This is a genomic window from Nocardia sp. 852002-51101_SCH5132738 (genome assembly GCF_001665695.1).
Classification (GTDB): domain Bacteria; phylum Actinomycetota; class Actinomycetes; order Mycobacteriales; family Mycobacteriaceae; genus Nocardia; species Nocardia nova.
Genome location: NZ_LZML01000201.1, coordinates 75,237 through 101,569 on the forward strand (window position 1 = coordinate 75,237; position 26,333 = coordinate 101,569).

11 protein-coding genes are annotated in these 26,333 nt (G+C 69.2%); 4 read left to right on the top strand and 7 right to left on the bottom strand.

The window, feature by feature from the left end:
• Positions 1-9: 9 nt before the first annotated feature.
• Entirely contained in the window at positions 10-1,473 is a 1,464-nt protein-coding gene (locus A5789_RS31200; RefSeq protein ID WP_082857374.1) for an aldehyde dehydrogenase family protein, read from the bottom strand.
• A 669-nt stretch (positions 1,474-2,142) separates the two neighbouring features.
• Between A5789_RS31200 and A5789_RS31205 the strand changes: the two genes are divergently transcribed.
• The 3 genes from A5789_RS31205 to A5789_RS31215 are packed head-to-tail and all read left to right on the top strand — an operon-like array spanning position 2,143 to position 4,774.
• Positions 2,143-3,105, top strand: coding sequence for a daunorubicin/doxorubicin resistance ABC transporter ATP-binding protein DrrA (locus A5789_RS31205; protein WP_063017848.1), 963 nt, complete (start codon positions 2,143-2,145; stop codon positions 3,103-3,105).
• Positions 3,102-3,911, top strand: a complete 810-nt coding sequence (locus A5789_RS31210; protein WP_064905179.1) for an ABC transporter permease — start codon at positions 3,102-3,104, stop codon at positions 3,909-3,911. The genes A5789_RS31205 and A5789_RS31210 overlap by 4 nt, the downstream gene beginning before the upstream one ends.
• Before the next feature lie 5 nt (positions 3,912-3,916).
• Entirely contained in the window at positions 3,917-4,774 is an 858-nt protein-coding gene (locus A5789_RS31215) for an ABC transporter permease (protein ID WP_369817549.1), read from the top strand.
• Positions 4,775-4,794: 20 nt separating this feature from the next.
• On the opposite strand, the gene A5789_RS31220 is transcribed toward A5789_RS31215, so the two are convergent.
• The 3 genes from A5789_RS31220 to A5789_RS31230 form a co-directional block, all read right to left on the bottom strand.
• On the bottom strand, positions 4,795-5,163 hold the full coding sequence (locus tag A5789_RS31220; RefSeq protein WP_227462709.1) for a type II toxin-antitoxin system death-on-curing family toxin: 369 nt from the start codon (positions 5,161-5,163) through the stop codon (positions 4,795-4,797).
• Between the two features lie 29 nt (positions 5,164-5,192).
• Entirely contained in the window at positions 5,193-5,393 is a 201-nt protein-coding gene (locus A5789_RS31225; protein WP_063010369.1) for a hypothetical protein, read from the bottom strand.
• A 78-nt stretch (positions 5,394-5,471) separates the two neighbouring features.
• On the bottom strand, positions 5,472-5,852 hold the full coding sequence (locus A5789_RS31230) for a MerR family transcriptional regulator (protein ID WP_063017850.1): 381 nt from the start codon (positions 5,850-5,852) through the stop codon (positions 5,472-5,474).
• Positions 5,853-5,917: 65 nt separating this feature from the next.
• Between A5789_RS31230 and A5789_RS31235 the strand changes: the two genes are divergently transcribed.
• Complete coding sequence (locus A5789_RS31235; protein ID WP_064905175.1) at positions 5,918-6,802, top strand: polysaccharide deacetylase family protein; 885 nt, start codon at positions 5,918-5,920, stop codon at positions 6,800-6,802.
• On the opposite strand, the gene A5789_RS31240 is transcribed toward A5789_RS31235, so the two are convergent.
• The 3 genes from A5789_RS31240 to A5789_RS31250 all read right to left on the bottom strand — a co-directional run bounded on the left by A5789_RS31240 (position 6,783) and on the right by A5789_RS31250 (position 26,330).
• Positions 6,783-7,985, bottom strand: coding sequence for an Nramp family divalent metal transporter (locus tag A5789_RS31240; RefSeq protein ID WP_219822886.1), 1,203 nt, complete (start codon positions 7,983-7,985; stop codon positions 6,783-6,785). The genes A5789_RS31235 and A5789_RS31240 overlap by 20 nt on opposite strands.
• A gap of 158 nt (positions 7,986-8,143) precedes the next feature.
• Positions 8,144-9,172 (bottom strand): alpha/beta hydrolase family protein, encoded by a 1,029-nt coding sequence (locus A5789_RS31245; RefSeq protein WP_063017856.1) that lies wholly within the window; start codon positions 9,170-9,172, stop codon positions 8,144-8,146.
• A 196-nt stretch (positions 9,173-9,368) separates the two neighbouring features.
• Positions 9,369-26,330, bottom strand: coding sequence for an amino acid adenylation domain-containing protein (locus A5789_RS31250; protein WP_369817548.1), 16,962 nt, complete (start codon positions 26,328-26,330; stop codon positions 9,369-9,371).
• Positions 26,331-26,333 lie beyond the last annotated feature (3 nt).

Consider the following 26,333-nt stretch of genomic DNA (forward strand, 5'->3'; position numbering starts at 1 on the left):
CGGCCGCGGCTAGAAGCGGCTGTGACGAATCCGGAAGATCGCCCGGGTCAGCCGCAGATGGCGCGGGTGCCGGTCGAAACTCGACAGATCCACCGGCGCCCGATAGCGCTTCTCCGCGATCGCCAGCGTCCGGCTGAATTCGCGCAACCCGGCCTCGCCGTGCGTATGTCCCTGCCCGTACTCGCCGACACCGCCGAAGGGCAGGGCCGGATTGGCGGCGTAGGCCATGGTCGAATTCACCGTCACCACACCGGTTCTGATGCGTTCGGCGAAGTCGGCGACGCTCCGCACGTCGCGGGTGAACACCGAGACCGCCAGTCCCTGATCGGCGGCGTTGATGCGGTCGATGGCCTCGTCGATATTCGCCACCCGATTCACGATCAGCACCGGCCCGACCGCCTCCGCGGTGATCGCCTGGCTGTCCTCGGGCACGTCGGTGAGCACGATCGGCTCGATATACGGTTCGCGAATCGATTCCAGACCGCCCACCACAGCCCGGCCACCGCGCGCGATCGCGTCCTTGACCTGACGGCGGACCACGTCGACCTGGGCATCCATGATCATCGGCCCGTAGGAGGCCTTGCGGTCGCCGCCGGGACGCAGCGAACGCGCCCGGGCGACGACCCGTTCCAGGAACGGTTCGTAGACCGAGTCCGCGACGTAGGCCCGCTGGATACCGGCCGGGCTCTGCCCCGCGTTGGACATGGCACCGAACACCGCCGCCTCGGCCGCGGTGTCGAGTTTGGCGTCGACGTGCACGATCATCGTGCCCTTGCCGGCCTTCTCGACCACGACGGGCGTCAGGGTGGGTGCGCACAGTTCGATCACCTCGCGCGCACCGGCCTCCGAGCCGGCGTAGGCGATCTTGTCGACCCGAGCGCGGCACAGTTCGGCACTGGTGGCGCTGGTTCCCGTGATCGCCTGCAGGACGGGTTTGTCCGGCGCCAGTGCCGCCCAGCTGTCGGCCAGCCACACGCCGACACCCGGGGTGAGCTCACTGGGTTTGAACACCACCGCGTTGCCGGCGGCCATCGCATAGGCGATCGAGCCCATCGGCGTGAAGACCGGATTGTTCGGGGAGCCGAGCACCCCGACCACGCCCAGCGGCAGATAGCCCACCGACGCGCGCTGATTGCGGGTGAGCCAGGTCGAGGCGAGTTTGCTTCGCCCCAAAAGCTTTTCGGCATTGCGCGCGGCCCAGTTCAGATGTTCCACGGCGAGCATGATCTCGATCGCGGCATCGACGCGCGGCTTACCCGACTCGGTGCAGATCAATTCGGCCAGCTCGCCGGCATTGCGGGCGATACTGCGCTTCCATTCCAGCAGCCAGCGCTTGCGCCCGGCGAATCCGATTGCCGCCCACCAGGTCTCGGCCGACCGGGCGGCGCGCACGACGTCGGTGACCGCGGCCGCGTCCAGGATCGGATATTCCCCGATGAGCTCGCCGGTGCGTGGATCGTGGGACTTCAGCATCTCGGCCATTGGCCACCCTCTCGCCGGCGGAGACCTCGGCAGTCGTTCGACGTGCGCACCAGCAGCGGGCGGGCGACGATGCCGCAGGAGGGTGCGGACGAATCGGATACCGCTCCCCTGGTCGTCAGACTATGGTGCCCTCCGGGCGGGCGACAACAACCGCGAACATCCTACGAACCACCCGGTCCGCGTCCGGACCAGCGACAATGGTGATCGGTGCCGGTTGGACACCGGAAGTGTGACCAACGCCACAGATTACGGGCGCTGCCGCATTTCGACTTCACCACGTTTCAGATCGCGGTAGAACCTACCGCGATGGAAAAATTCGGGACCGCGAGCGGCATCCCGAGCTCGCGGCACCGACAGCCGCGCAGCCGGACGAAGTAACATCGCGCCCGGTGGAAGGTATCCATCAACCGGGACAAAGATCAGCGTTCCGGACAATCCGGTCGCGCCCCGGCCGATAGTGGAGAGTTGATGCCGAGTTTGGACAACGCAGGATCACACACACCGCGTGAGGATTCGGGCGCTACCGACGCGGCAGCGTCTCGGACAGGTACCGACGCGGCAGCGTCCCACGCCGACAGCGGCGCGGCAGCGTCCCGGGCAGGTAGCGGCGCGGCAGCAACGCGGGCCGGTTCCGACGCCACCGGCGGTACCGATACCGCGGTGCGCGTATCGGGTGCCGATCCGGCCGTCGTGGTCGACGATGTGCGCAAATCCTTCGGCGAGGTGCAGGCCCTGCAGGGCATCAGCTTCACCGCCGCCCGCGCCTCGGTGCTGGGCATCCTCGGACCCAACGGCGCCGGCAAGACCACCACGGTCAAGATCCTGTCCACCCTGCTGCGACCGGATTCGGGCAGCGCCTCGGTGGCCGGGCACGACGTGGTCGCCGATGCGGCCGGGGTGCGGCGTTCGATCATGATGACCGGGCAGTACGCGGCGCTGGACGAGAATCTCTCCGGCCGCGAGAACCTCGAACTGTTCGGCCGGCTGATGGGTCTGCCCAAGAAGGACGCCCGCCGCCGCGCCGACACCCTGCTCGAGGAGTTCGACCTGGTCGGCGCCGGTAAGCGCGCGGTCCGGCACTACTCCGGCGGTATGCGCCGCCGCGTCGACATCGCCTGCGGGCTCGTGGTGCGCCCGGAGGTGGTCTTCCTCGACGAGCCGACCACCGGCCTCGATCCACGCAGCCGCCAGGGCGTCTGGGATCTGGTCAACGCGCTCAAGGAGCAGGGCATCACGGTGCTGCTGACCACGCAGTATCTCGAAGAGGCCGACGTCCTCAGCGACAACATCATCGTCATCGACAAGGGCACCGTGATCGCCGAGGGCACCGCCGACGAACTCAAGGAGAAGACCGGCGGCAGCTACTGCGAGGTGGTCCCGCTGGATCCGACGCAGCTGCGCAAGGCGGTGACCGCCCTCGGGGAGCTGGTACCCGAGGCCCTGCGGCACGAATTCGCCGGCGACCGGATCTCCATTCCGGCCCCCGACGGGGCGAGCACCCTCGCCGAGGCGGTACGCCGCCTCGACGCCGCGGGCCTCGAACTGGCCGATATCGCGCTGCGGCGGCCCTCGCTCGACGACGTGTTCCTGTCCATCACCGGTCATTCCGGCGGACATCAATGAGCGCGCCGGTGGCCGCCGAGGCCCGCCTCTTCGCGCAGATGCCCGAGGCGCGGATCTCCAGCTTCGCCCAGTGGCGGGCGCTGACCGGGCGGATCGTGCGCACGATGGCGACCAAGGGTGAACTGGTCGTCGCGGTGATCACGCCGCTGGTGTTCACCCTCGGGTTCTATCTGCCGCTGCGGTATGTGATGCAGTTCCGCGGCATCGACTACGCGCAGTTCGTGATGCCGATCATCGTGCTGCAGACCATGTCGTTCACCATGATGTCGAATGCGCAGATCGCGGCCTTCGAATCGATGACCGGTCTGCACACCCGCATGCAGACCATGCCGATCGGGCCGATGGTTCCGCTTGTCTCCCGCATCTGCGCGGGCGTGGTGCGTTCGGTGACCTCACTGATCGCGGCCTCGATCTTCGGATACATGATCGGTTTCCGGTTCACCGCCGGACTCGGACAGGCCGTGCTGTTCTGCGCGTTCTCGCTGGCCGTCGGGACCGTGCTGGCGATCGGCGCGGACGCGCTGGGCAGTTTCACCAAGAGTCCGGAGGCGCTGAGTCAGGCGCTGACGCTGCCGACGCTGATTCTCGGCATGCTCTCGTGCGGCTTCGTGCCGGAATCCGGATTCCCGGCGTGGATTCGTCCGTTCGCCCGCAATCAGCCGGTCTCCCAGTTCTCCTTCGCCCTGCGGGATATGGCCGCGGGCGGCGTGAGCTGGCATGTGCTGTGGGTGCCGCTGGTGTGGTTGATCAGTCTGACGGCGGCCTTCGTTCCGCTGGCGGTGTGGGCGAGTGTGAGGCGATCGTGAGCAGTCTGACCATCGATGCCACCGAGGCGTCTCCGGAAACTGTCGGCTGGAAGACGCCGCTGCCGAGGGTCGCGGCTCGATCGGAGCGGTCGGTCGCGACCTGGGCACGGCACAGCCTGATCCAGTGCAAACGGTTGCTGATGGTGTGGGCGCGCGACCCCGCGACCACCATTCAGACGCTGATCTACCCGGCCCTGACCCTGCTGATGTTCCGGATCGTGCTCGGCGATTCGATCACCGCGGCCACCGGCATGCCCAGCGTCTACGGCACGGTCCCCCTGATCACCCTGGTGGCGGCGATGTCCGGAGCGGTGGTCAGCGCGCTGGGCTTCAAGACCGAGAAGTACACCGGCCTGCTGGGCCGCTTCTGGACGATGCCGATCCACCGGGCCGCGGGACTCACCGGGCGACTGCTCGCCGAGGCGCTGCGCGTCCTGGTGACCACGCTGTTCGTGATCGCGGTCGGCGTCTGCATCGGCTTCCGCTTCTGGAACGGTCCGCTGGCCTCCCTGGCCATGATCGGCATCCCGGTGCTGTTCGGCGTGGGCTTCGCGGTGATGGTCACCGCCCTGGCCACCGTCTCCGAGGGCGTGATGCTGGTCAACATCGTCAGCATCATCAACACCCTGCTGATGTTCTTCAACTCCGGCTTCGTCCCGGTCTTCGCCTACCCCACGTGGTTGCAGAAGGTCGTCGAGAACCAGCCCATGAGCACCGCCATCGACGCGATGCGCGGACTCTGCTGGGACGGCCCCGTCGCCGAACCCCTGTGGAAGACCGTCGCCTGGGTGCTCGGCATGATCGTGGTCTTCGGCTACCCGGCCGTGCGAGGCTACCGCCGCGCCGCAGAGACGGGCGCATAAGGCCGCGACGGCGAGGGCGATCAACGAACCGCGAGAAATTCCAGCGCTTTGGCGATGGCCGGAATCTCCACGACTGCACCGGTGGCGACGTCCACGACCAAGCTTTCGCAGTAGTCCGTGTCGACTCGAAGTCGCACGCCGTTGAACGCGAGAAACATCATGCACGCCAACCATGCTGTTCGCTTGTTGCCGTCGATGAACGGATGATTCCGAGACAACGACTGGAGCAGTGCTGCCGCCTTCTCGAACAAGCCGGGGTAGACCACCACCCCGAACGCACGAGTTTGTGGTCGGTACACCGCCGACTGCAGTAATCCGATGTCCCGCACCATCGTCCGGACATCGCCCGTTACCCGATCCGCGATCATCAGGACGTCCTCCAGATCCACGTAGACCACGGAATCCTCGGAAAGGTCGGTCACTTCAGCCGATCCAGAAGTTCGGCCCAGCGGCCCATTTCGACGTCAAGAATTTCACGTGCCCGATCGCGATGGTCGTGCCGCGCGACATACTCGGCCACAGCCTTGTTGATCATCGTATTGATGCTGATGCCCTCTGCCTCGGCCTGTCTCTTGACTGCCGCTTCATTGTCATCGGTGAACCGTACGTTGATCGCCACGCAGGAATAGTACCAGTCTGGTACCACGGTCCGGCTGCGCGCACGCTGACAGCCGGCGCCGACTCCGGCCGCATCGGATCAGCCGACTGACGCCGGGCGGGCGCAGCCGCGTAGTTCGCCGATGTAGGTGGTCATGGCGTCGCGGTTGCGGGTGAGCAGGTCGATGCGCTGGGTCAGGCGGTCGCGCTGATGTTCGAGGGTCGCGATGATTTCCGGTGTGGCGTCGGCGAAATGAATGTCGCGCGGATCGTCCAGGCAGGGCAGGATCTGCTTGATGATCCGCGTGGGCAGGCCCGCGTCCAATAGTCCGCGGATGTGCAGGATCTGATCGACCAGGCGCTCGTCGTAGTCGCGATAGCCGTTATCGCAGCGGCGCACCCGGATCAGTCCCTGCTCCTCGTAGTAGCGCAGCAGCCGCCGGGAGGTATCGGTCCGCTCCGCCAACTCACCGATTCGCATATGCTCTACCTCACAACGACTTTCGGTTGACCTTCACATCTATGTCAAGGTCCGACGATACCGGCATGAGCACGGACATCACACTGTACGACTACTCCCCGATCACCGAGCGCGAGCCGATCCACTGGCCCGACGGTAAGCGAGTCGCGTTCTACGTCGGCCTCAATATCGAACATTTCTTCGTCGACCTGCCGGGTACCGCGACCTACGAGGGCACCACCGCACTGACGCCGGACGCGCTGAACTACGGCTGGCGCGACTACGGGCCGCGGGTGGGCATCTGGCGCCAGATCCAGCTGCTCGACAAATACGGGATCCGCGCCAGCGCGCTGCTGAATTCCGATGTGGGCGAACGGTATCCGCAGATCATCGCGGCCGGGAAGGAACGCGGCTGGGATTGGCTCGCGCACGGCAGCAGCAACAGCCACCTGCACACCGGACTGTCGCTGGAGGAGGAGCGCCGCGTTCTGACCGACATCGTCTCGACCATCGAGAAGACCACCGGCCGCCGGCCGCGGGGCTGGATGGGTCCCGGGCTCACCGAAACCTTCCACACGCCCGGGCTCCTGGCCGAACTGGGGCTGGAATACGTCCTCGACTGGACCAACGACGATCAGCCCTATCGGCTGAATGTGCCGGGGATGCTGAGCGTTCCGTATTCGGTGGAACTGAACGACATCGGCATCTTCGTCAGCAAGGGGCTCACCGGCCCCGATTTCGTCCGCATGGTCCGCGACCAACTCGACCAGCTCTACGCCGACTCCGCCGACAGCGGCCGGGTGCTGGCGCTGGCCCTGCACCCGTTCGTCACCGGTCAGGCGTTCCGGCACCGCTATCTGGACGAGGCGCTCGAGTACGTGGTGAACCATCCGGGCGTGTGGGTGACCACCAGCGACGAGATCGCCGCGCACTATCGGCGGACGACGGCCGCTAGCGACCGGCCACGGTGAGATAGATCAGCAGCAGGTTCAGCGCGCTGATCACGGCGGCGATCAGCCACGCGGCCACGGTGGTCGCCCGTCGATTGGCGTCCGCGCCCATCAGGCTGCGATCACCGGTGAACCGCACCAGCGGGATCAGCGCGAACGGGATGCCGAAGGACAGCACCACCTGCGAGACGATCAGCGCGCGGGTCGGGTCCACGCCGGCGGCGAGGATGAGCAGAGCGGGAATCAGGGTGACCACGCGGCGCAACAGCAGCGGCACCTTGCGGCGCAGCAGCCCGTCCATGATCATCGCGCCGGCGTAGGCGCCCACCGAGGTGGAGGCCAGCCCGGAGGCCAGCAGTGCCACGGCAAGCAGCAGCGCGGCCCAGGGGCCGAGAACCTCCCGGACCGCGGCGTGGGCGGATTCGATCGAGTCGACATCGCGGCCGCCGAGCGTGGCGGCGGCCATCAGCAGCATCGCGAGATTGACCGCGCCGGCGATGATCATGGCCAGGCCGACATCCATCCGGGTCGCGCGCAGCAGGCGACTGCGGCGCGGGCCCGGCTCGGTGCGGCCGTGCCGGTCGCGGGTCAGGCCGGAGTGCAGATAGATGGCGTGCGGCATGACCGTGGCGCCGATCATGGCGGCCGCGAGCAGGACGCTCTGCGCCCCGTCGAAACGCGGCACCAGCCCGCCGGCCACCCCGGCGGGCGAGGGCGGCGAGATCACCACACCGGCCAGGAACCCGATCGCGATCACCGCCAGCAGGCCGATGATCACGCGCTCGAACGGCTGTTGCCCGCGGCGGTTCTGCACGGCCAGCAGGGCCATCGACACCACGCCGGTGATCACGCCGCCGAGCAGCAGCGGCAGGCCGAACAGCAGGTTCAAGGCGATCGCGCCACCGACGACTTCGGCGAGATCGGTTGCCATCGCGGTCAATTCGGCCTGACCCCAATAGGCCAGCCGGACCGGGCGCCCGGCTCGTTCGCGCACGATCTGCGGTAGCGAGCGGCCGGTCACCACCCCCAGTTTCGCCGACAGGTACTGCACCAGCGCGGCCATCACATTCGCCATGACGACCACCCACACCAGCAGGTAGCCGTACTGCGCGCCGGCGCTGATATTGGAGGCCACATTCCCGGGATCGACATAGGCGATCGCCGCCACGAAAGCCGGGCCCAGCAGCACCACGAGCGAACGCAGCCGATTCCGGCGCGTGGGCCCGACCTCGACGGTGATCGCATTCATGAAAAATAGTTTACGGCGAACCGAACTTATTAGTGAGACAGCCCCCGGAAAATGGCGAATCCGCCCCGATCGCGACGGCGATCGAGGCGGATTCGGTGGTTCGTTCGGGGCAGTCAGATGCCCAGACCGCGGGCCAGCACCGGCCACGAGTCGAGGAAGTCGTCGTGCCAGTAGCCCCACGAGTGGGTGCCGGAGTTACGGAAGTTGTAGGTCGCCGGAATGTTCAGCGAGTCCAGCTTCGTCTGCAGGTTGTGGCTGCAGTAGTTGGTCGCGGCCTCGATCACGCCGCCGATGACGAGCTGGTTGCCCAGACCGTAGGCGCCGGGCAGGGCGTAGGGGCCGTTGAGGGTGTCCCACTGGCCGGGCAGGCCGTTACCCGAGGAGATGTACAGGTTCGCGCCGCGCAGCTGATCGGCGTGCAGCAGCGGGTCGTTGTCCTGCCAGGCCGGGTTGTCGTCGTCGCCGTACATGTTGCGCACGTCGCCGCCGCCCCAGGTGTTGACGGTGAGCTTCACCGCTTCGCGGCCGACGTCGGTGCTGCTCTCCGCGCAGCCGGAGTAGGCGGCCACCGACTTGTACAGACCCGGCTTGGCGATCGCCAGGTTCAGCACCGAGGTGCCCGAAGTTGACAGGCCCGCAATGGCATTGACGCCGTTGGTGCCCAGCGCGCCGTCGATCAGCGGAGGCAGCTCCTCGGTGAAGAAGGTCTTCCACTTGTTGCGGCCCAGGTTCGGGTCGTCCTTCAGCCAGTCGGTGTAGTAGCTCCACTTACCGCCGATGGGCTGCACGACGTTGACGTTCTTGTCGGACAGGAAGCCGTTGACGATGTCGGTCTTCTTCTGCCACGACGCGTCGTCCTCGCCGCCGCCCGCGCCGTTGAGCAGATACAGGGTCGGGCGCGGCACCGACGCGTCGGCGGGGCGCTGCACATCGACCGGGAAGGTGCGGTTCATCGCCGCCGAGTGGACGTACAGCCGGATGCTGCGGTCGTCCTTGTAGGTGGCCTTCTCGATACGCGATCCGTCGGGCGACTGCGGGTCGGCCAACAGGGACTTCGAGGCGATGACCGGATCGTCCGCCGAGGCGGACGTTGCGCCGACTCCGGCCACGACGCCTGTGAGGACCCCGGTGGCCGCGAGCACGGCAGCAGCTCTCAGGCCACTACGCCGGAAGTGTCGACGAATCAATGTTCACACCTTCGCTATCTGCTCGAATTCGGTTTCAGCTCTTCCGTGGGGCGCCCGGCGAGGCGCCACCCCGGACGGTCGAGAACTCGCCCGACCCTACGGCCTATCTAGTCGTCTGACCAGACCGGTCCGTTACGTATGCGCCGCCCCATCATGCCGGAGACGACCCGTCCGGGCGAGGACCGCCCCCGCGCGCCAGTACCTGTGCCAGCACCGGACCGAGTTCGGCCAGCGCCGGCGGCGAGGTCATCTGGTCGTGCGAGACGCCGACCGGATGATCGGCGATCTCGCCCTCGACATAGGGCCGCCAGTTCTGCGCCGCCGTTTCGTGGCCGGCCGCGCTGAAATAGTCCAGGCGGCCACGATATACGTCCGGCCGATGTTCGGCGATCAACTCCGCCGAGCGCACCGCGCTGCGGTAGATACGGCGTACCCGGTCCGGCGTCAGCACGGCCATATCCGGCGGGATGGTGGCGTGCAGGGCGGCCACCGCCTCCTCGCTGAGGTCGTGGATGTCGCCGTTGCCGACCAGGGCCTCCGCGCCGATCCCGATCTCCGCCAGGGCTTCTCGGATCGCGGTCCGGAAATCGGCGACGTCGATCTCGGCGTGGCTGTCGAGCATGCTCACCGAGCCGACCCGCTCGCCCGCCGCCTGCAGGGTGGTCGCGACGGCATGGGCCAGCACACCGCCCAGCGACCAGCCGAGCAGGTGGTACGGGCCGTGCGGCTGCACCGCGCGAATCTCGGCAACATAGCGATCGGCCATCTCCTGCAACGATTCCGGCAGGTAATCGTCCTCCGACAGCGCCGGCGACTGCACACCCAGAATCGGCCGGTCCGCGACATACCGGGTCAGACCCGCGTAGCACCAGGACAATCCGTACATCGGGTGGATGCAGAACAGTGTGTCGCCCTCGCCCTGCGCGCGGATCGGCAGCAGCACACCCAGTGCCGCATCCGATTCCAGGTCGTAGTCGTGCTCGTCGCTCATCGCCGCGACGATGCGCTGCGCGAGTGCGGCGACGGTGGATCCGAGGAAGAACCACTGCACCCGGACCTCGACACCGGTGAGCGCGCGCAAGCGGCTCACCGCACGGGTCGCGACCAAGGAATTGCCGCCCAGATCGAAGAAGTCGTCGTCCAGGCCGACCCGGTCGGCGCCCAGCACCTCGGCGAAGACGGAGGCGATCGCCTCCTCCAGCGATGTCGACGGCGCCCGGTAGGGGCGTCCGGAGAACTGCGGCACCGGTAGCGCCTTGCGATCGAGTTTGCCGCTGGCGTTGAGCGGCAGCGCGTCGAGTACCACCACGGCCGCCGGAATCATATACGCGGGCAACGATTCCCGCGCGTAGGCCAGCAACTCGGCCTCGTCGATCGCGCCCGCGTCGGGCACCACGTAGGCGACCAGGCGGTCACCCGACGAGCTGCGCACGAGCGACACCACGGCGTGGCGCACCGGCGCGAAGCCGGCCAGCACCGCCTCGATCTCCCCGAGCTCGATGCGCTGACCACGCAGCTTGATCTGGAAATCGCTGCGGCCCAGGTATTCCAGTGCCGCGCCGGCGCCGGTTTCGCGCCAGCGCACGATATCGCCGGTGCGGTAGAGCCGCTGCCCGCCCTCGTGGGCGACGAACCGTTCGGCGGTCAGCGCCGGTGCGCCGAGATATCCGCGGGCCAGCTGCACACCGGCCACGTAGAGCTCACCGGGCGAGCCCGGCGGCACCGGCCGCAGCTGCCGGTCCAGCACGTACACCCGGGTGTTGGCGACCGGTGTGCCGATCGGGACCGCGACGCCGTCGCTGTCGCCGGCAGGCCAGGCCGTGACCACGGTGGCCTCGGCCGGGCCGTACCAGTTCACCAGCTCCGTGTCCGCGAGCGTGGCGCGGAATCGCTGCGCGGTCTCCCCCGACAGCGCCTCACCGGCGGCGAACACCCGTCGCAGCGACGGATAACCGCGCGTCACCGCCGCATTCGCGGCCGGGTCCAGGAACGCGTCCAGCATCGAGGGCACGAAGTGCACGGTGCTGACCGAGCGCTGTTCGATCACCTGCGACAGATACGCCGGATCGCGGTGGCCGTCCGGCTCGGCGATCACGATCGCCGCACCGGTCTGCAACGGCCAGAACAACTCCCACGTCGAGATGTCGAAGGTGATCGGCGTCTTGTGCAGGACGACGTCGCCGGTGTCGTGCGGATAGGTCCGCTGTGCCCACCGGAACTGGTTGGTCATCTGCCGGTGCGTGATCACCACGCCCTTCGGCCGGCCGGTCGAGCCGGAGGTGTGGATGACATAGGCCACCGCATCCGGATGGACGTACGGGAATCGCAGCGCCGCAACCGATTCCGGTTCGCCGTCCAATCCGGAGATATCGACGACCGGGACTCCGCTGTCGGTGGCGAAGCCGTCGCGGCCCGTGGTCAGCACGCACACCGGACGGGCGTTGGCCAGCACGAACTCGTTGCGTTCGGCCGGGTGATCCGGGTCGACGGGGACATAACCCGCACCCGTCCGCAGCACCGCGTAGATGCCGACCACCAGGTCGATCGAACGCCGCATGGCCACGGCCACCAGCGAATTCGGTTCCACTCCGCGGCCGAGCAGTTCGGCGGCGAGGGCACGCGACCGCAGATCCAGCTCGCGGTAGCTCAGCGTCACGTCGCCGAAGTGCAGCGCCGGCGCCTGCGGGGTGCGGGCCACCTGCTCGTCGAACAGGCTCAGCAGGGTCGCCTGATCGCGCAGCTGCGGCACCTCGATGGCGTTGCGGGCCTCCAGTGCGGCGCGCTCGCCGTCCAGCAGCGCGTCGACATCGGCGACTCGAGCCTGCGGTGTATCGGTGAAGCGACCGATGAGCGCCGCGAGCCGCTGCGACAGCGCGTGCGCCGCCGCTTCGTCGAAGACGTCGCGCAGATACTTCAGGCTGATCCGGAGCTGGTTGTCCAGCACCACGATCACCGTCACCGGATAGTGCGTGCCATTGACCGCGCCGATGCCGGTGACGTGCATACCGTCGATCGAGCCGACCCGGTCGAGTCCGTCGCGATCGACCGGGAAGGATTCGAACACGACCAGCGAATCGAACAGCCCTTCCACTCCGACGGCCTGCTGGATATCGCTCAGGCCCAGGTAGTGGAAGTCCAGCAGCGCCGCCTGTTCGGCCTGCAACTGGCTCAGCAGTCCGGCCAGCGTGTCGGTGGCGCCCAGACGCACCCGCACCGGAATGGCGTTGAGGAACAATCCGACCATCGTCTCCACACCCGGCAGCGCGGGCGGGCGCCCGGATACCGTGGCGCCGAAGACGACGTCGTCGCGATCGATGCTGCGGCCGATGAGCAGACCCCACGCCGCCTGCACCACGGTGTTGACCGTGACACCGAGCCGGGCGGCGAGCCGGGTCAGCTCGGTGGTGTCGGCGACCGACAGCTCGAAGCCGATTTCGCCCACACCCGCGGAGATCTCCCGGCTCGGGTCGACCGGCGCCAGCGGTGTCGGCTCGGTGATCCCGTCCAGCGCCCGCTGCCATTGCGCCCGCGCGGCGGCCGCATCCTGCGCGATCAGCCAGCGCAGATAGTCACCGTAGGATCCGGCCGGCGGCAGCTGCCGCGACCGCGCGCCCACCGCGTACAGCGTGAGCAGATCCTGCATGAGCAGCGGCGTCGACCAGCCGTCGATGAGGATGTGGTGGCTGGTGACGAGCAGCCGGTAGGCGTCGGCGCCGAGCCGGAACAGGGTGAACCGCAGCAGCGGCGCCCGGTCCATCGCGAACCGCCGGCCGTAGTCGAGTTCACACATCCGGACCGCTTCGGCCTCGGCGGCCTCGGGTGCCAGATCGGTGAGATCGATACTGCGCCAGGGGACGTCGACGTGATCGAGCACCACCTGCACCGGATTCCCGGCGGCATCGGCGGCGAAGGCGACCCGTAGGTTGTCGTGCCGGTCCAGCACGGCCTGTGCGGCCGCGCGCAGCCTCCGCTCGTCCACGGCACCGCCCAGATCCAGGGTGAACTGGGTGATGTAGACGTCGGTCGAGGTGTCGGCCAGCAGGGCGTGGAACAGCATGCCCGACTGCAGCGGCGTCACCGGCCAGACATCGGCCAGATCCGGGTAGTCCTGCGACAACTTCGCGATATCGGCGGTTTCCAGGCGGACCAGTTCGAAGTCGGACACGGTGAAACCGCCGGCGTCGGCGTGGGTTCCGTGCTCGGCGAGGCCGCCCAGCGCACGCACCCACAGTCCGGCGAACTCCTTCACCTGGTCGACGGTGAAAACGGCTGCCGCGTAATCGAATCGCGCGAGCAGTCCGTCCTCGGTGGCGTCGACGGTGATGTCGAGCAGCAGGTCGGCCGCGGGCAGGTGCGGATACGGCCGGGCCGGACGCAGATCGCGGTAGCGGAACGCGGTGCGGCCCTGCGGTGCCGCGGCCAGCGCGGACGCGGTGTCGGGGTTGAGATACCGCAGCAGACCGTAGCCGACACCCGAATCGGGCACCCCGCGCCGCAGTTCCTTGATCTGCGCGATGGCGTCGCCCGCGGCGCGGTTACCGAGCAGCGCCTGCTCGACATCGATATCGGTGAGGCCGACCAGCAGCGGATAGGTGGAGGTGAAACCACCGACCGTACCGGCGGATTCGGCGCCGGCGACCGCACGGCCGTCGGCCGCCAGCCGCACCACGGTGCCGATCAGATCACCGGCATCGGCACGGGCGCCCCGCTCCTGCGCCAGCGCGAACGCGGTGAGCAGCACATCCTCGATGGTGGCGTGATAGGCGTGCGCGACCGCGTCGACGGCGGCCGCGCCCTCGGCGGTGATGACCAGCGAGACACGGCCGCGCGCCGCCAGATCGATGCCCTCGACCGGAGCGTCGGCGGGTGCGGCGGCGAGATGACGCTGCCACCAGTCGAGCTGCGCCACGGTCTCGGCCGCGACGGCACTGGCCGCGAGCGCGCGACCCACGCCCAGCGGACCGGCATCGACGGCCGCGGGCGCGGAATGTCCGCCCGCCCACGACTCCGACAGTTCGTCGACGACGATGCGCCACGAAGTGTCGTCCACCACCAGACCGTTGGCGGCCACGACCAGACTCGTTGCGGCGCCCGCGGATTCCCCCGGGTCGGAGGGCGCGATCAGCGCGAAGGCGATGGTGCGCCCGTCGGCCGGATCGAGCTCCTGTGCCAGCGATCGCACCGCCAGGTCGACGGCGTCGGGGCCCGGCGCGAACTGCCGCAGGATCGCCGGGACGGGAGTTTCCGGAATCACCAGGGCGCCGGCCTCGACATCCAGGCGAGCCGACAGGACGGCATGCCGGTCGAGTACGCCGGTCACCGCCGCACGGATCCGCTCGGGATCGCAGTCGGCCGGAATATCGAGGGCGATCGCCCGGAGTTCGCGACCCGAGGGGTCGAGTTCCAGCGCGCGAATCGCGGCCGGCGGCAACGGCATCGGCCCGGACTGCTCGGCGGCGGCCGGCGCCTCGACGGTGGCCGCGCGGGCCAGCGCCTCGACCGTGCGCGCGGTGAACACGTCGCGCGGGGTGAAGTGCACACCGCGCGCCCGCGCCCGGGACACGACCTGGATGGAGACGATGCTGTCGCCACCGAGGGCGAAGAAGTCGTCGTCCACGCCGACGCGATCGACGCCCAGTATCTCACCGATCACCTCGGCGACCACCTGTTCGGTGGCGGTCTGCGGTGCGCGATAGCGCTTGGCCTCCAGGACCGGTTCCGGCAGGGCCTTGCGATCGAGTTTGCCGACCGGGGTCAGCGGAATCTCGTCCAGGACCACGATCGCGGTCGGAACCATGTACTCCGGCAGCCGCGCGGCGAGTTCGGCGGTCAGCGTCTCGGTATCCAGCGGCAGACCGGCGGCCGAACGCACATAGGAGACGAGAATCGTCGTGCCCGTGGCGGTGCGATGCCCCACGGTGACCGCGAAATCGACACCGGGCTGATCGATCAGCGCACTGTCGATCTCGCCCAGTTCGATGCGCAGGCCGCGGATCTTGACCTGGAAGTCGTTGCGGCCCACATATTCCACCACCGGCTCGCCGCGACGCCAGCGCACCACGTCACCGGTGCGGTAGAGCCGCTGCCCGGGCGGGCCGTACGGATCGGCGACGAACCGGGCGGCGGTGAGGCCGGGCCGGTCGTGGTAGCCGCGGGCCAGCTGGATGCCGCCCAGATACAGTTCGCCGGCGACGCCTTCGGGCACCAGCCGCAGCCGCGAGTCGAGGATCAGCGCCCGCATGCCGCGGATCGGCCCGCCGATGGTCACCACGTCACCGGGCGAGAGCGGATCGCTGATGTTGGTCATGATCGTGGTCTCGGTGGGCCCGTACCCGTTGTGGAACCGGCGGCCCGAACCATCCGGCGCGCCACCCCATTTCGCGACCAGATCGGCCGGCACGGCCTCACCGCCGGCGACGATGGCCTGCATCGAGGCCAGCGCATCCGAATCCAGCGAGGCCAGGACCGACGGAGTGAGGAAGGCGTGCGTGACCCGCTGACCGCGGATCACCTCGGCCAGTTCCTCACCGCCGAAGGTGCGTGGCGGCACGATCACCAGCGCCCCGCACGCGCCGATGGCCAGCAGCAACTCCAGCATCGAGGCGTCGAAGGACGGCGAGGCGAACGCCAGCGCCCGCGAATCGTGATCCAGCCGGTAACGCTCCCGCTGTTCGGCGCTGAAGTTCGCCAGACCCGCATGGGTGACCACGACGCCCTTGGGCAGACCGGTGGAACCCGAGGTGTAGATGAGATAGGCGGTGTTGTCCGGGCGCAGCGGGACCAGGCGTTCGGCATCGGAAACCGGTGCGCCGGACAGGGAATCGACCTCGTAGGCGAAGTTGGGATCGTCGAGCACGATCCAGCCGCCGGCGGTATCCGGCAGGTCCGCGACCTCGGCCCGCACGGTGACTCCGAGGTCGGCGCGGCAGTCGGCGACCATGTGCGCGATGCGGTCGTACGGATAGGTCGGGTCGATCGGCACGAACGCCGCACCCGACTTGGCGACCGACCACAGCGCCACCACACCCTCGAGCGAGCGCGGAATGGCCACCGCCACATGCTTGTCCGGCCCGGCGCCCAGTTCGATGAGCCGGCGGGCCAGTTTGGTCGAGGCCAGATCCAGCTGGGCATAGGTGAACGCGCGCCCGCCCACGACGACCGCGGGACCGTCCGGATTCGCCGCGACCGCGGCCGCCATCAGATCCGGCAGCGTGGCGGGCGCCACCGCGGGCAGTCCGGTGCGAGCGGCGAGATCCTCGGTTTCGGATCCGACCAGGATGTCGAGATCGCCGACCGCGATATCGGCGTCGCGCGCGACCGCGGCGAGGATCCGGCCCAGCCGCCGGCCGAAGTCGACGACCGTGTCCCGGTCGAAAAGATCGGTGGCATAGGTGAACTCGCCGAAGATGCCGGCTTCGCCGCCGGCTCCGGTGCGCTGTTCGCGCAGCGTCAGCAGCAGATCGAATTTCGCGGTGTCGGCGGCCGGATCCAGGGCGGTGAAGCTCAGGCCCGGCAGTTCGAAACTGGTTGCGGCCAGATTCTCGAACGACAGCGCCACCTGGAACAGCGGATGCCGGGCGGTGGAGCGCTCCGGGTCCAGCGCCTCGACCAGCCGCTCGAACGGCACGTCGGCGTGGGCGAAGGCGCGCAGATCGGTTTCCCGGTTGTCGGCCAGCAGTTCGGCGAAACTGCGGCCCGGCGCCACCCGGCTGCGCAGTACCAGTGTGTTGACGAACATGCCGATCAGATCGTTGAGTTCGGCTTCACCGCGGCCCGCGATCGGCGCACCGATGGCGATGTCCTCGGTACCCGACATGCGGGCCAGGAAGACGGCCAGGGCGGTGTGCACCACCATGAACACCGTGGAATTGTGCCGCTGCGCCAGTGCGGTGAGGCCGGCGTGCACCTGCGAATCGACGGCGAAGTCGACCTTGGCGCCGGCGAAGCTCTGCACCGCGGGCCGCGGCCGGTCCGCGGGCAACCGCAGCTCGTCCGGCAGGTCGGCCAGTTCCTGTGTCCAGTAAGACAATTGGGCGCTGACCAGGGATTCCGGATTGTCCTCGGCGCCCAGTGCGGCGCGCTGCCACAGCGCGTAGTCGGCGTACTGGATCGGCAGCGGCGCCCACGAGGGCGCCTGTCCGGCGGCCCGGGCCACGTAGGCGGTCATCAGATCCCGGGTCAGCGGGCCCATCGACCAGCCGTCGGCCGCGATGTGGTGGGCGACGAAGACGAGGACGAACTCGCTCGCCGAGAGCTGGAACAACCGGATCCGGAACGGGATCTCGGTGGTCACGTCGAATCCGCTCGCGACCTGACGCCCCACCTCGTGGGCCACCCGCTCCTCACCGATCTGCACCGGCTCCAGGTCGATGCTCACCGCGCCCGGCGCCAGCACCTGCTGCACCGCGCCGCCGGACTCGGATTCCGGATAGATGGTCCGCAGCACCTCGTGCCGGGCCACCAGATCCGCGACGGCCTGCCGCAGCGCGGCCACATCCAGCGCACCGGACAGCCGGATGGCGACCGGGATGTTGTACACCGTTGCGGCGGTGTCGAATTGGTTGAGGAACCACATCCGCTGCTGGGCGTAGGAAAGCGGAACGGCGTCCGGACGCGGACCGGCGACCAGCGGCAGCCGCGGCCGTTCGGTTCCGGTGCGCTCCACCCGGGCGGCCAGTGCACCCACGGTCGCCGCCTCGAACAGCGCGCGCACCGGCACGCGCACCTCGAGCGCGGCGCCGATCCGCGCGGCCACCTGAGTGGCCAGCAGCGAGTTACCGCCGAGGGCGAAGAAGTCGTCGTCCAGGCCGACCCGGTCGATCCCCAGCACCTCGGCGAAGGTGCCGGCCACGATCTCCTCCACCGGAGTCGAGGGCGCACGGAAGGCGGTGGTCTCGAATTCCGGCTCCGGCAGGGCCTTGCGGTCGAGTTTGCCGTTCACGGTGAGCGGCAGCGCGTCGAGGACCACGAAGGCCGCGGGCACCATGTAGTTCGGCAGCGCCGAGGCGAGTGCCGACTTCACCTGTGCCACATCGAGTTCCCGGTCCGCGGAGACCAGATACGCGACGAGCCGATCGCCGGTGCGCGGGTCGGACTTCGCCACCACGACCGCCTGGGCGAGCTGCGGCAGACGCAGCAGCGCCGCCTCGATCTCCCCCAGTTCGATGCGGAAACCGCGCACCTTGACCTGGAAGTCGGTGCGGCCGCGATATTCCAGCTCACCGTTCGCCGTCCAGGCCACCAGGTCGCCGGTGCGGTACATGCGCGAACCGCTGCCGAACGGGTCGGCCACGAAGCGATCCGCGGTCAGATCCGCCCGCCCGAAGTAGCCGCGCGCCAGCTGCGCACCGGCCAGATACAGCTCACCGGAGACGCCCACCGGCACCGGGTGCAGGCGCGAATCCAGCACGTAGACACTGCTGTTCCACTCGGGTGCGCCGATCGGCACCGACAGTTCGTCGGCCGCGCCGACGCGGTGCGCGGTGATCGAGACCGCGGCCTCGGTCGGACCGTACAGGTTGTAGAGCTCGACCTCGGGATGGGCGGCGGCGAACCGCTGCGCCAGCGCCGCGGGCAGCGCCTCACCGATGGCGAGGACTCGCCGCAGCGGGCTCGTCGCCTCGGGTGCGGTATTCGTCCGGGCCTCGGTGAGCAGGGCGTCCAGCATCGACGGCACCACATGCAGCGTGGTGACGCCGGTGCGCCGGATCAGATCGTTCAGGTAGGCCGGATCGCGATGTCCGTCGGGCGCGGCGATCACCAGCCGTCCGCCCGACACCGCCGCGGACCAGAACTCCCAGACCGACAGGTCGAAGGTCGCGGCGGTCTTCAGTAGTACCGCGTCGTCGGCGCGGAGATCGAATTCGGCCGTCTTCCACACCAATTGGTTGACGATCGCGCCGTGCGGCACCGCGACGCCCTTGGGGCGGCCGGTCGAACCGGAGGTGAAGATCACGTAGGCCGTGTGCTGCGGCAGCAGCGGTGCGATCCGGTCGGCGTCGGTGACCGGCCGCGCCGACAGGCCCGACAGATCCAGCTCGTCGAGGCGCACCACGTCCTCGCGCGCCGCGGACCGGCCGGAATCGGCCAGCGCGGGCATGGACTGCGAGCGACCGCGCCAATCCCGGGTCGCCGCGGCGGCTGCCGAGGGTGCGGTACGTCCGGGCAGGTTCGGAATATCCGAGGAGGTCAGCACGCACACCGGGTCGGCGGAATCGAGGATGTAGCCGACGCGTTCGGCGGGCTGATCCGGATCGAGCGGCACGTACGCGCCACCGGCCACCGAGACGGCGTACATCGCGACCACCAGATCGACGCCGCGCCGCAGGGCCAGCGCGACCCGAGATTCGGGGCCGACGCCGAGCGAGATCAGATGCCGGGCCAGGCGTTGGACGCGCTCGCCGAGTTCGCCGTAGGTGAGCTCGGCGGGCGTACCGCCGAACTGCTCGTCGGCATCGGCCGTCAGGGCCACCCCGTTCGGCCGTGCGGCGATCGTCGCCGCCAGCAGTTCCGGCAGCGTCGCGGCAGCGACCGGATGCGACGCGCCGGTCGCGGCACGCTCCAGCTCGGCCCGCTCGGCCGAGGTCAGGATGTCGAGATCGCCGACCGCAGTGGTGGCCTCGGCGACCACCCCGGCGAGCAGCAGCGACAGCCGCTCGACGATCGATTCGGCGGTCGCGGCGTCGAACAGATCCGTGGCGTAGGTGAGGAAACCACCGATGCCGTCCGGATTTCCGTCCGCGTCGTACGCATCGGCCACGATCAGATGCAGGTCGAACTGGGAGACGTCCAGATCGGCGTCCACACCGGCGACGCTCAATCCGGGCAGTTCCAGTTCGGTGCGCGCCAGGTTCTGGAACGACAGGCCCACCTGGAACAGCGGGTGGTGCGCGGTGGAACGCGGCGGGTTCAGCACCTCGACCAGCCGCTCGAACGGAATGTCGGCGTGGGCGAAGGCCTGCAGATCGGTTTCGCGCTGGCGGGCCAGCAGCTCGGTGAACGGCTCGCCGCGCTCGACACGGGTCCGGAAGACGACGGTGTTGACGAACATGCCGATCAGATCGTCGAGTTCGGCCTCACCGCGACCGGCGACCGGACTGCCGACGGCGATGTCGTCGCCGCCCGACAACCGGGCCAGCAGCAGCGCGAACGCCGAATGCACGACCATGAACAGCGTGGCGCCGTGGGCGCGGGCCAGCTCGACCAGGCCCGCGTGCACCTCGGGCGCGATCCGCACGTCCACGCGCGCACCGGCCAGCGTCGCCACCGGCGGACGTGGGCGATCGGTGGGCAACTCGAGCACGTCCGGCAGGCCGGCCAGCTCGCGCTGCCAGTACGAAATCTGCTGGGCGGCAATGGAATCCGACTGCGACTCCGAGCCCAGGACGGCACGCTGCCACAGCGCGTAATCGGCGTACTGCACGCGCAGCGACGCCCAGTCCGGCGCGGCGCCGCAGGTGCGGGCGGCGTAGGCGGTCATCACGTCGCGCACCAGCGGGCCCATCGAGGACGCGTCGGCGGCGATATGGTGCACCACCACGGCGAGTACGTATTCGCGTCGCGAACCGGGGGCGAGGTCGGAGATCTCCAGTAGCCGCACCCGCAGCGGAACCTCGGAGGTGACATCGAAAGGCGTTGCGGCCAGGGCATATACCGCATCGGCGACCGCGGCGGCGGCGGTGCGTTCCGGCCGCAGGCCCAGCCGGGTGTCGGCCGGCAGGATCACCTGGACGGGACCCTCGGGAGTCTCCGGGTAGACCGTGCGCAACACCTCGTGCCGCGCGACCACATCGTCGAGGGCCGCGCCCAGCGCCTCCACATCCAGGCTGCCGGTCAGCCGCAGCGCGAAGGGCAGGTTGTAGGCGGCCGAACCGGAATGCACCGCCTCCTCGGCGGTTTCGGCCTGGTCGAAGCGGTTGAGGAACCACATGCGCTGCTGCGCGAGCGAGAGCGGCAGCTGTTCCGGACGCTCGATCGAGCCCAGTTCCACGCCGCGCCGGATGTGGGTCTGGGAATCGAGGGTGGCGGCCAGTCCGGCCACCGTGGGCGTCTCGAACAGCGACCGCACCGGCACGCGGCCGCCGACCGCCGCACCGAGCCGGGCCACCACCTGCGTGGCGATCAGCGAATTGCCGCCGAGGGCGAAGAAGTCGTCGTCGGCGCCGACCCGTTCCAGGCCGAGCACGGAGCCGAAGACCTCGGCGACGATCTCCTCCACCGGAGTACTCGGCGCCCGGAATTCGCGGCTGCTGAAAGTGGGTTCGGGCAGCGCCTTGCGGTCGAGTTTGCCGCTCGGATTGAGCGGGAAGGCGTCGAGAACCACGACGACCGCCGGGACCATATAGGCCGGAAGCGAATCCTTCACGCCGTTGCGCAGGCGCTCGGGATCGAGGGTGGTGCGCGGCTGGGCGACGACATAGGCGACCAGCTGATCGCCCAGTGCCGAGCCCATCACCAGCGCGACCGCCTGGCTCACGCCCGGCAGCGCCAGCAGTGCGGTCTCGATCTCGCCCAGCTCGATGCGCTGGCCGCGGAACTTCACCTGGAAGTCGGTGCGGCCGATGTAGTCGAGCCGCGCGGGCCGGGTCTCGTCGGCGTCACGCCACAGCACCAGATCGCCGGTGCGGTACATCCGCTCGCCGTGGCCGAACGGGTTGGCCACGAACCGGTCCGCGGTCAGGTCGGGGCGGCGCACATAGCCGCGGGCCAGCTGGTCACCCGCGAGATACAGCTCACCGGGCACGCCCACCGGCACCGGACGCAGGCGGCCGTCGAGCACGTAGACGCGAGTGTTCCACTGCGGCAGGCCGATCGGCACGGTCGGCCGGTCGTCCTCACCGACAGGCCAATACGTGACCGACACCGCGGCCTCGGTGGGCCCGTACAGGTTGTGGATGCGCGCATCGCACACCGCGTGCACGGCATCGGCGGTCTCCGGCGGCAGCGCCTCGCCGATCACGAAGATGTCCTGCAGGCTCGGGCAGCTGCCCGCCGCGATGTGCGCGGCGAAGACGGTGAGCATCGACGGGACGAAGTCGGTGACCGTAACCCCGTGCGCAGCAATGGTTTCCGCGACGTACAGCGGATCGCGATGGCCGTCGTGGGTGGCCACGACCAGCTCGGCACCCGCCCGCAGCGGCATGAAATAGCCCCACAGCGAGACGTCGAAGGTGGTCGCCGTCTTCTGCAGATAGACGTCGCCGCTGCCCAGCGGGTAGGCGGCCAGCATCCACTCGATCTGGTTGTTGATCGCGGCATGCGAGACCGCGACGCCCTTGGGCCGGCCGGTGGAGCCGGAGGTGAAGATGACGTAGGCCGGATGGTCCGGCCGCACCGGCGCGAGCAGTTCGCCGGGCCGGATCGGGCTCGGATCGAAGCCGCCGAGATCCATGGTGTCCAGCCGCAGCACCGGAATCCGCGCGGGCACCGCGACGGTATCGGCGACGGTGGTCACGACGCAGACGGGTTGTGCGGTATCGAGGATGTGCGCGATGCGGTCCGCCGGATGATCGGGGTCCAGCGGCACGTACGCACCACCGGCTGCCACGATCGCGTACATGCCGACCACCAGATCCAGCGATCGGCGGATCGCCAGGCCGACCAGGGCATCCGGGCCGACACCGCGCGAAATCAGCAGGCGCGCCAGCTGATTGACCTGCGCGTCGAATTCGGCGTAGGTCAGCTGCGCACCCTCGTAGGTGACCGCCACCGCATCCGGATTGCGCAGCGCCGTGCGCCGGTAGCCGTCGAGCAGCAGCTCCGGTTCGACCCGGTGGGCGGTGTCGTTCCAGTCCTGCAGGATGCGCAGGCGCTCGGCCGGATCGAGCAGCTCGATATCGCCCACGGCGGCCGCCGGATCGGCGACGATGCCCTCCAGCACCCGCACCAGCCGGTCGGCGTAGGTGGCGACGGTCGGCTCGTCGAACAGATCCAGCGCGTAGGTGAACATGGCCGATACGCCGGCCGGGGCACCGGCGTCCGTTCGCGGTACGGCGGTGAGCTGCAGATCGAATTTCGCCACCGCACCGTCGAATTCGACCGTTTCGGCGACCAGTCCGGGCAGCCGCAGCTGCGGCTTCTGCATGTTCTGGAAGAACAGCGCGGCCTGGAACAGCGGGTGATGCGCCTGCGACCGCACCGGGTCGAGCACCTCGACCAGGCGCTCGAACGGCAGCTCGGCGTGCGAGAAGGCGCCCAGATCGGTGTCCTTCACCGCCGCCAGCAGTTGCTCGACCGTCGTCGCGGCGTCGATGCGGGTGCGCAGCACCAGGGTGTTGACGAACATGCCGACCAGCGCGTCGAGTTCGGCCTCACCGCGCCCGGCCACCGGGGTGCCGATGGTGATGTCGTCGGTGCCGCTGGAGCGGGCCAGCAGGATCGCGAACGCCGCATGCACCACCATGAACAGCGAGGTGCCGGTGCGCTGGGCGAGTTCCTCGAGCCGGGCGTGCAGCTCGGGCGCGATGTCGAAGGTGTATTCCGCGCCGCGCCCCGAGGCGATCTGCGGGCGCGGCCGATCCGCGGGCAGATCCAGCCGGTCCGGGATGCCGGCCAGGGTGGTGCGCCAGTAGTCGATCTGCTGGGCCGCAAGGGAGTCGGGATCGTGTTCGTCGCCGAGCAGCGCCCGCTGCCACAGCGCGTAGTCGGCGTACTGCACCGGCAGCGGCTGCCAGCTCGGCCGGGCGCGGTTGCGCCGGGCGAGGAAGGCGGCCAGCAGATCGCGCATGAACGGCGCCACCGAGGCGCCGTCGGCAGCGATGTGGTGGACCACGACCGCCACGACATGATCCTCGGGCGCCAGTTCGGCCACCGCGATGCGCAGCGGCACCTCGGCGGCCACATCGAATCCGGCGAGCAGATAGCCGGCCAGCCACTGCGGCAGTTCGTCCTCGGTCACCGGCTTCGGCGCCAGATCCGGAACCGATTGCGACGCGGGCAGAATCACCTGGTGTCCGGCGCCGTCCGCGGACGGGTAGACGGTGCGCAGGGTTTCGTGGCGTTCGACGACATCGGCGACGGCCGCCTGCAACGCCTCCACGTTCAGCGCGCCGGTGAGCCGGATCGCGAACGGAATGTTGTTGGCCGCTGATTCCGGATCGAACTGGTTGAGGAACCACATCCGCTGCTGGGCCAGCGAGAGCGGAATGCGTTCCGGACGCGGCATCGGCGCCAGCGCCAGGCGCCCGCCCGCACCCTTCAGCGGTTCCAGCCGCTGTGCCAATTCGGCGACCGTGGCCGCCTCGAACAGCAGCCGGGCCGGTACCCGCGCCGAGATCTGGGCGCCGAGGCGGCCCGCGACCTGAGTGGCGATCAGCGAGTTTCCGCCCAGTTCGAAGAAGTCGTCGTCGGCGCCGACCGGTCCGGGCGGGTCGAGCAGATCGCTGAAGACGGCCGCCACCATCTCCTCGAGCGCACCCGAGGGCGCGCGGAATTCGCGGGCGGCCAGGACCGGTTCCGGCAGCGCCGCGCGGTCCAGTTTGCCGACCGGGGTCAGCGGAATCGCGTCCAGGACCATGATCGTCGTCGGCACCATGTGGGCCGGAAGACTGTGTCCCGCATGCTCGCTCAGCTCGTCGGTGTCGACCTTCGCACCTTCGGCGGCGTGCACGTACGAGACGAGAATCGTGGCGCCGCTGTGCAGGGTGTGGCCGACGGTGACGGCGAAGTCGACCGAATCGTGGGCGGCCAGTACCGCGTCGATCTCGCCGAGCTCGATCCGGAAGCCACGGATCTTGACCTGGAAGTCGTTGCGGCCCAGATACTCCAGTTCACCGGCGGCCGTCCAGCGCACCAGGTCACCGGTGCGGTACAGCCGCGAACCGTTGGCGTCGAAGGGATTGGCGACGAAGCGCGCCGCTGTCAGGCCGGGGCGCAGGTGGTAGCCGCGCGCCAATTGCGCCCCGGTGATGTACAACTCGCCGACCGCGCCGCGCGGCACCCGCGCCAGCTGTTCGTCGAGCACGTATTCGGTGATGTTGCGCACCGGCGCGCCGATGGTGACCGTCTCCCCCGGCACCAGCGGCGCGCTGATGTTGGTCATGATCGTGGTCTCGGTCGGGCCGTACCCGTTGTAGAACTCGCGGGTGCCGCCCTCGATCGCGATCGCCCAGCGCCGCACCAGTTCCGGCGGGCAGGCCTCACCACCGGCGACCACGACGCGCAGGTCGTCCAGTCCGGCCGGATCCACCGAAGCCAGGGCGGCGGGGGTGACGAAGGCGTGGGTGACCCGTTCGCGCCGCAGCAGATTCGCCAGCTCGTCGCCGCCGAGTACCGACGGCGAGGCCACCACCATGGCCGCCGCACCGCCGATGGCCAGCAGCAGTTCCAGCACCGAGGCGTCGAACGAGGGCGATGCGAAATGCAGGGTGCGCGAGTCGTTTCCGACCCGGTACCGCTCGCGCTGTTCGTCACAGAAACTCGACAGCCCGGCCTGGGTGACCACGACACCCTTCGGCTTGCCGGTCGAGCCGGACGTGTAGATCACGTAGGCCGGATGTTCGGCCCGCAACGGCCGCAACCGATCGGCATAGGTGACCGGGTCGCCGGAGAACTCCTCGAGCCGCGCGGCGAAATCAGCGGTGTCGACGGTCAGCCACTCCACCGAATCGGGCAGGTCCTCCCGCACCGGCGACACCGTGAGACCCAGTTTCGCACCGGAGTCGGAGACCATGTGCGCGACGCGATCGGCCGGATAGTTCGGATCCACCGGCACGAATCCGGCGCCGGTCTTGGCCACCGCCCACACCGCGACCACCGATTCCACCGACCGGGGAATACCGACGGCGACCAGATCCTCCGGGCCGATGCCGCGAGCGATGAGCAGCCGGGCCAGCCGGGTCGAACGCTCGTCGAGCTCGGCGTAGCTGAGTTCGGCCAGCGTGGTGGTGGCATCGGCGAACACCAGGGCCGTACCGGTCGGATCCGCCTCGACCGCGGTGGCCATGAGCTGGGGCAGGGTGGTGACGCGTGGCCGGCGGGTGCGTGTCGGCCGGACCCGAGCGGGGCGCGTCATGCCGTCACTTCCAGCGCGTACTGTCCGCTGACCACCCGTACCACCTATCTCATCCTGCCTGTCGTCGCCGCATGCGCCTGCACGCAGGCCACCCTTGTCCATCGA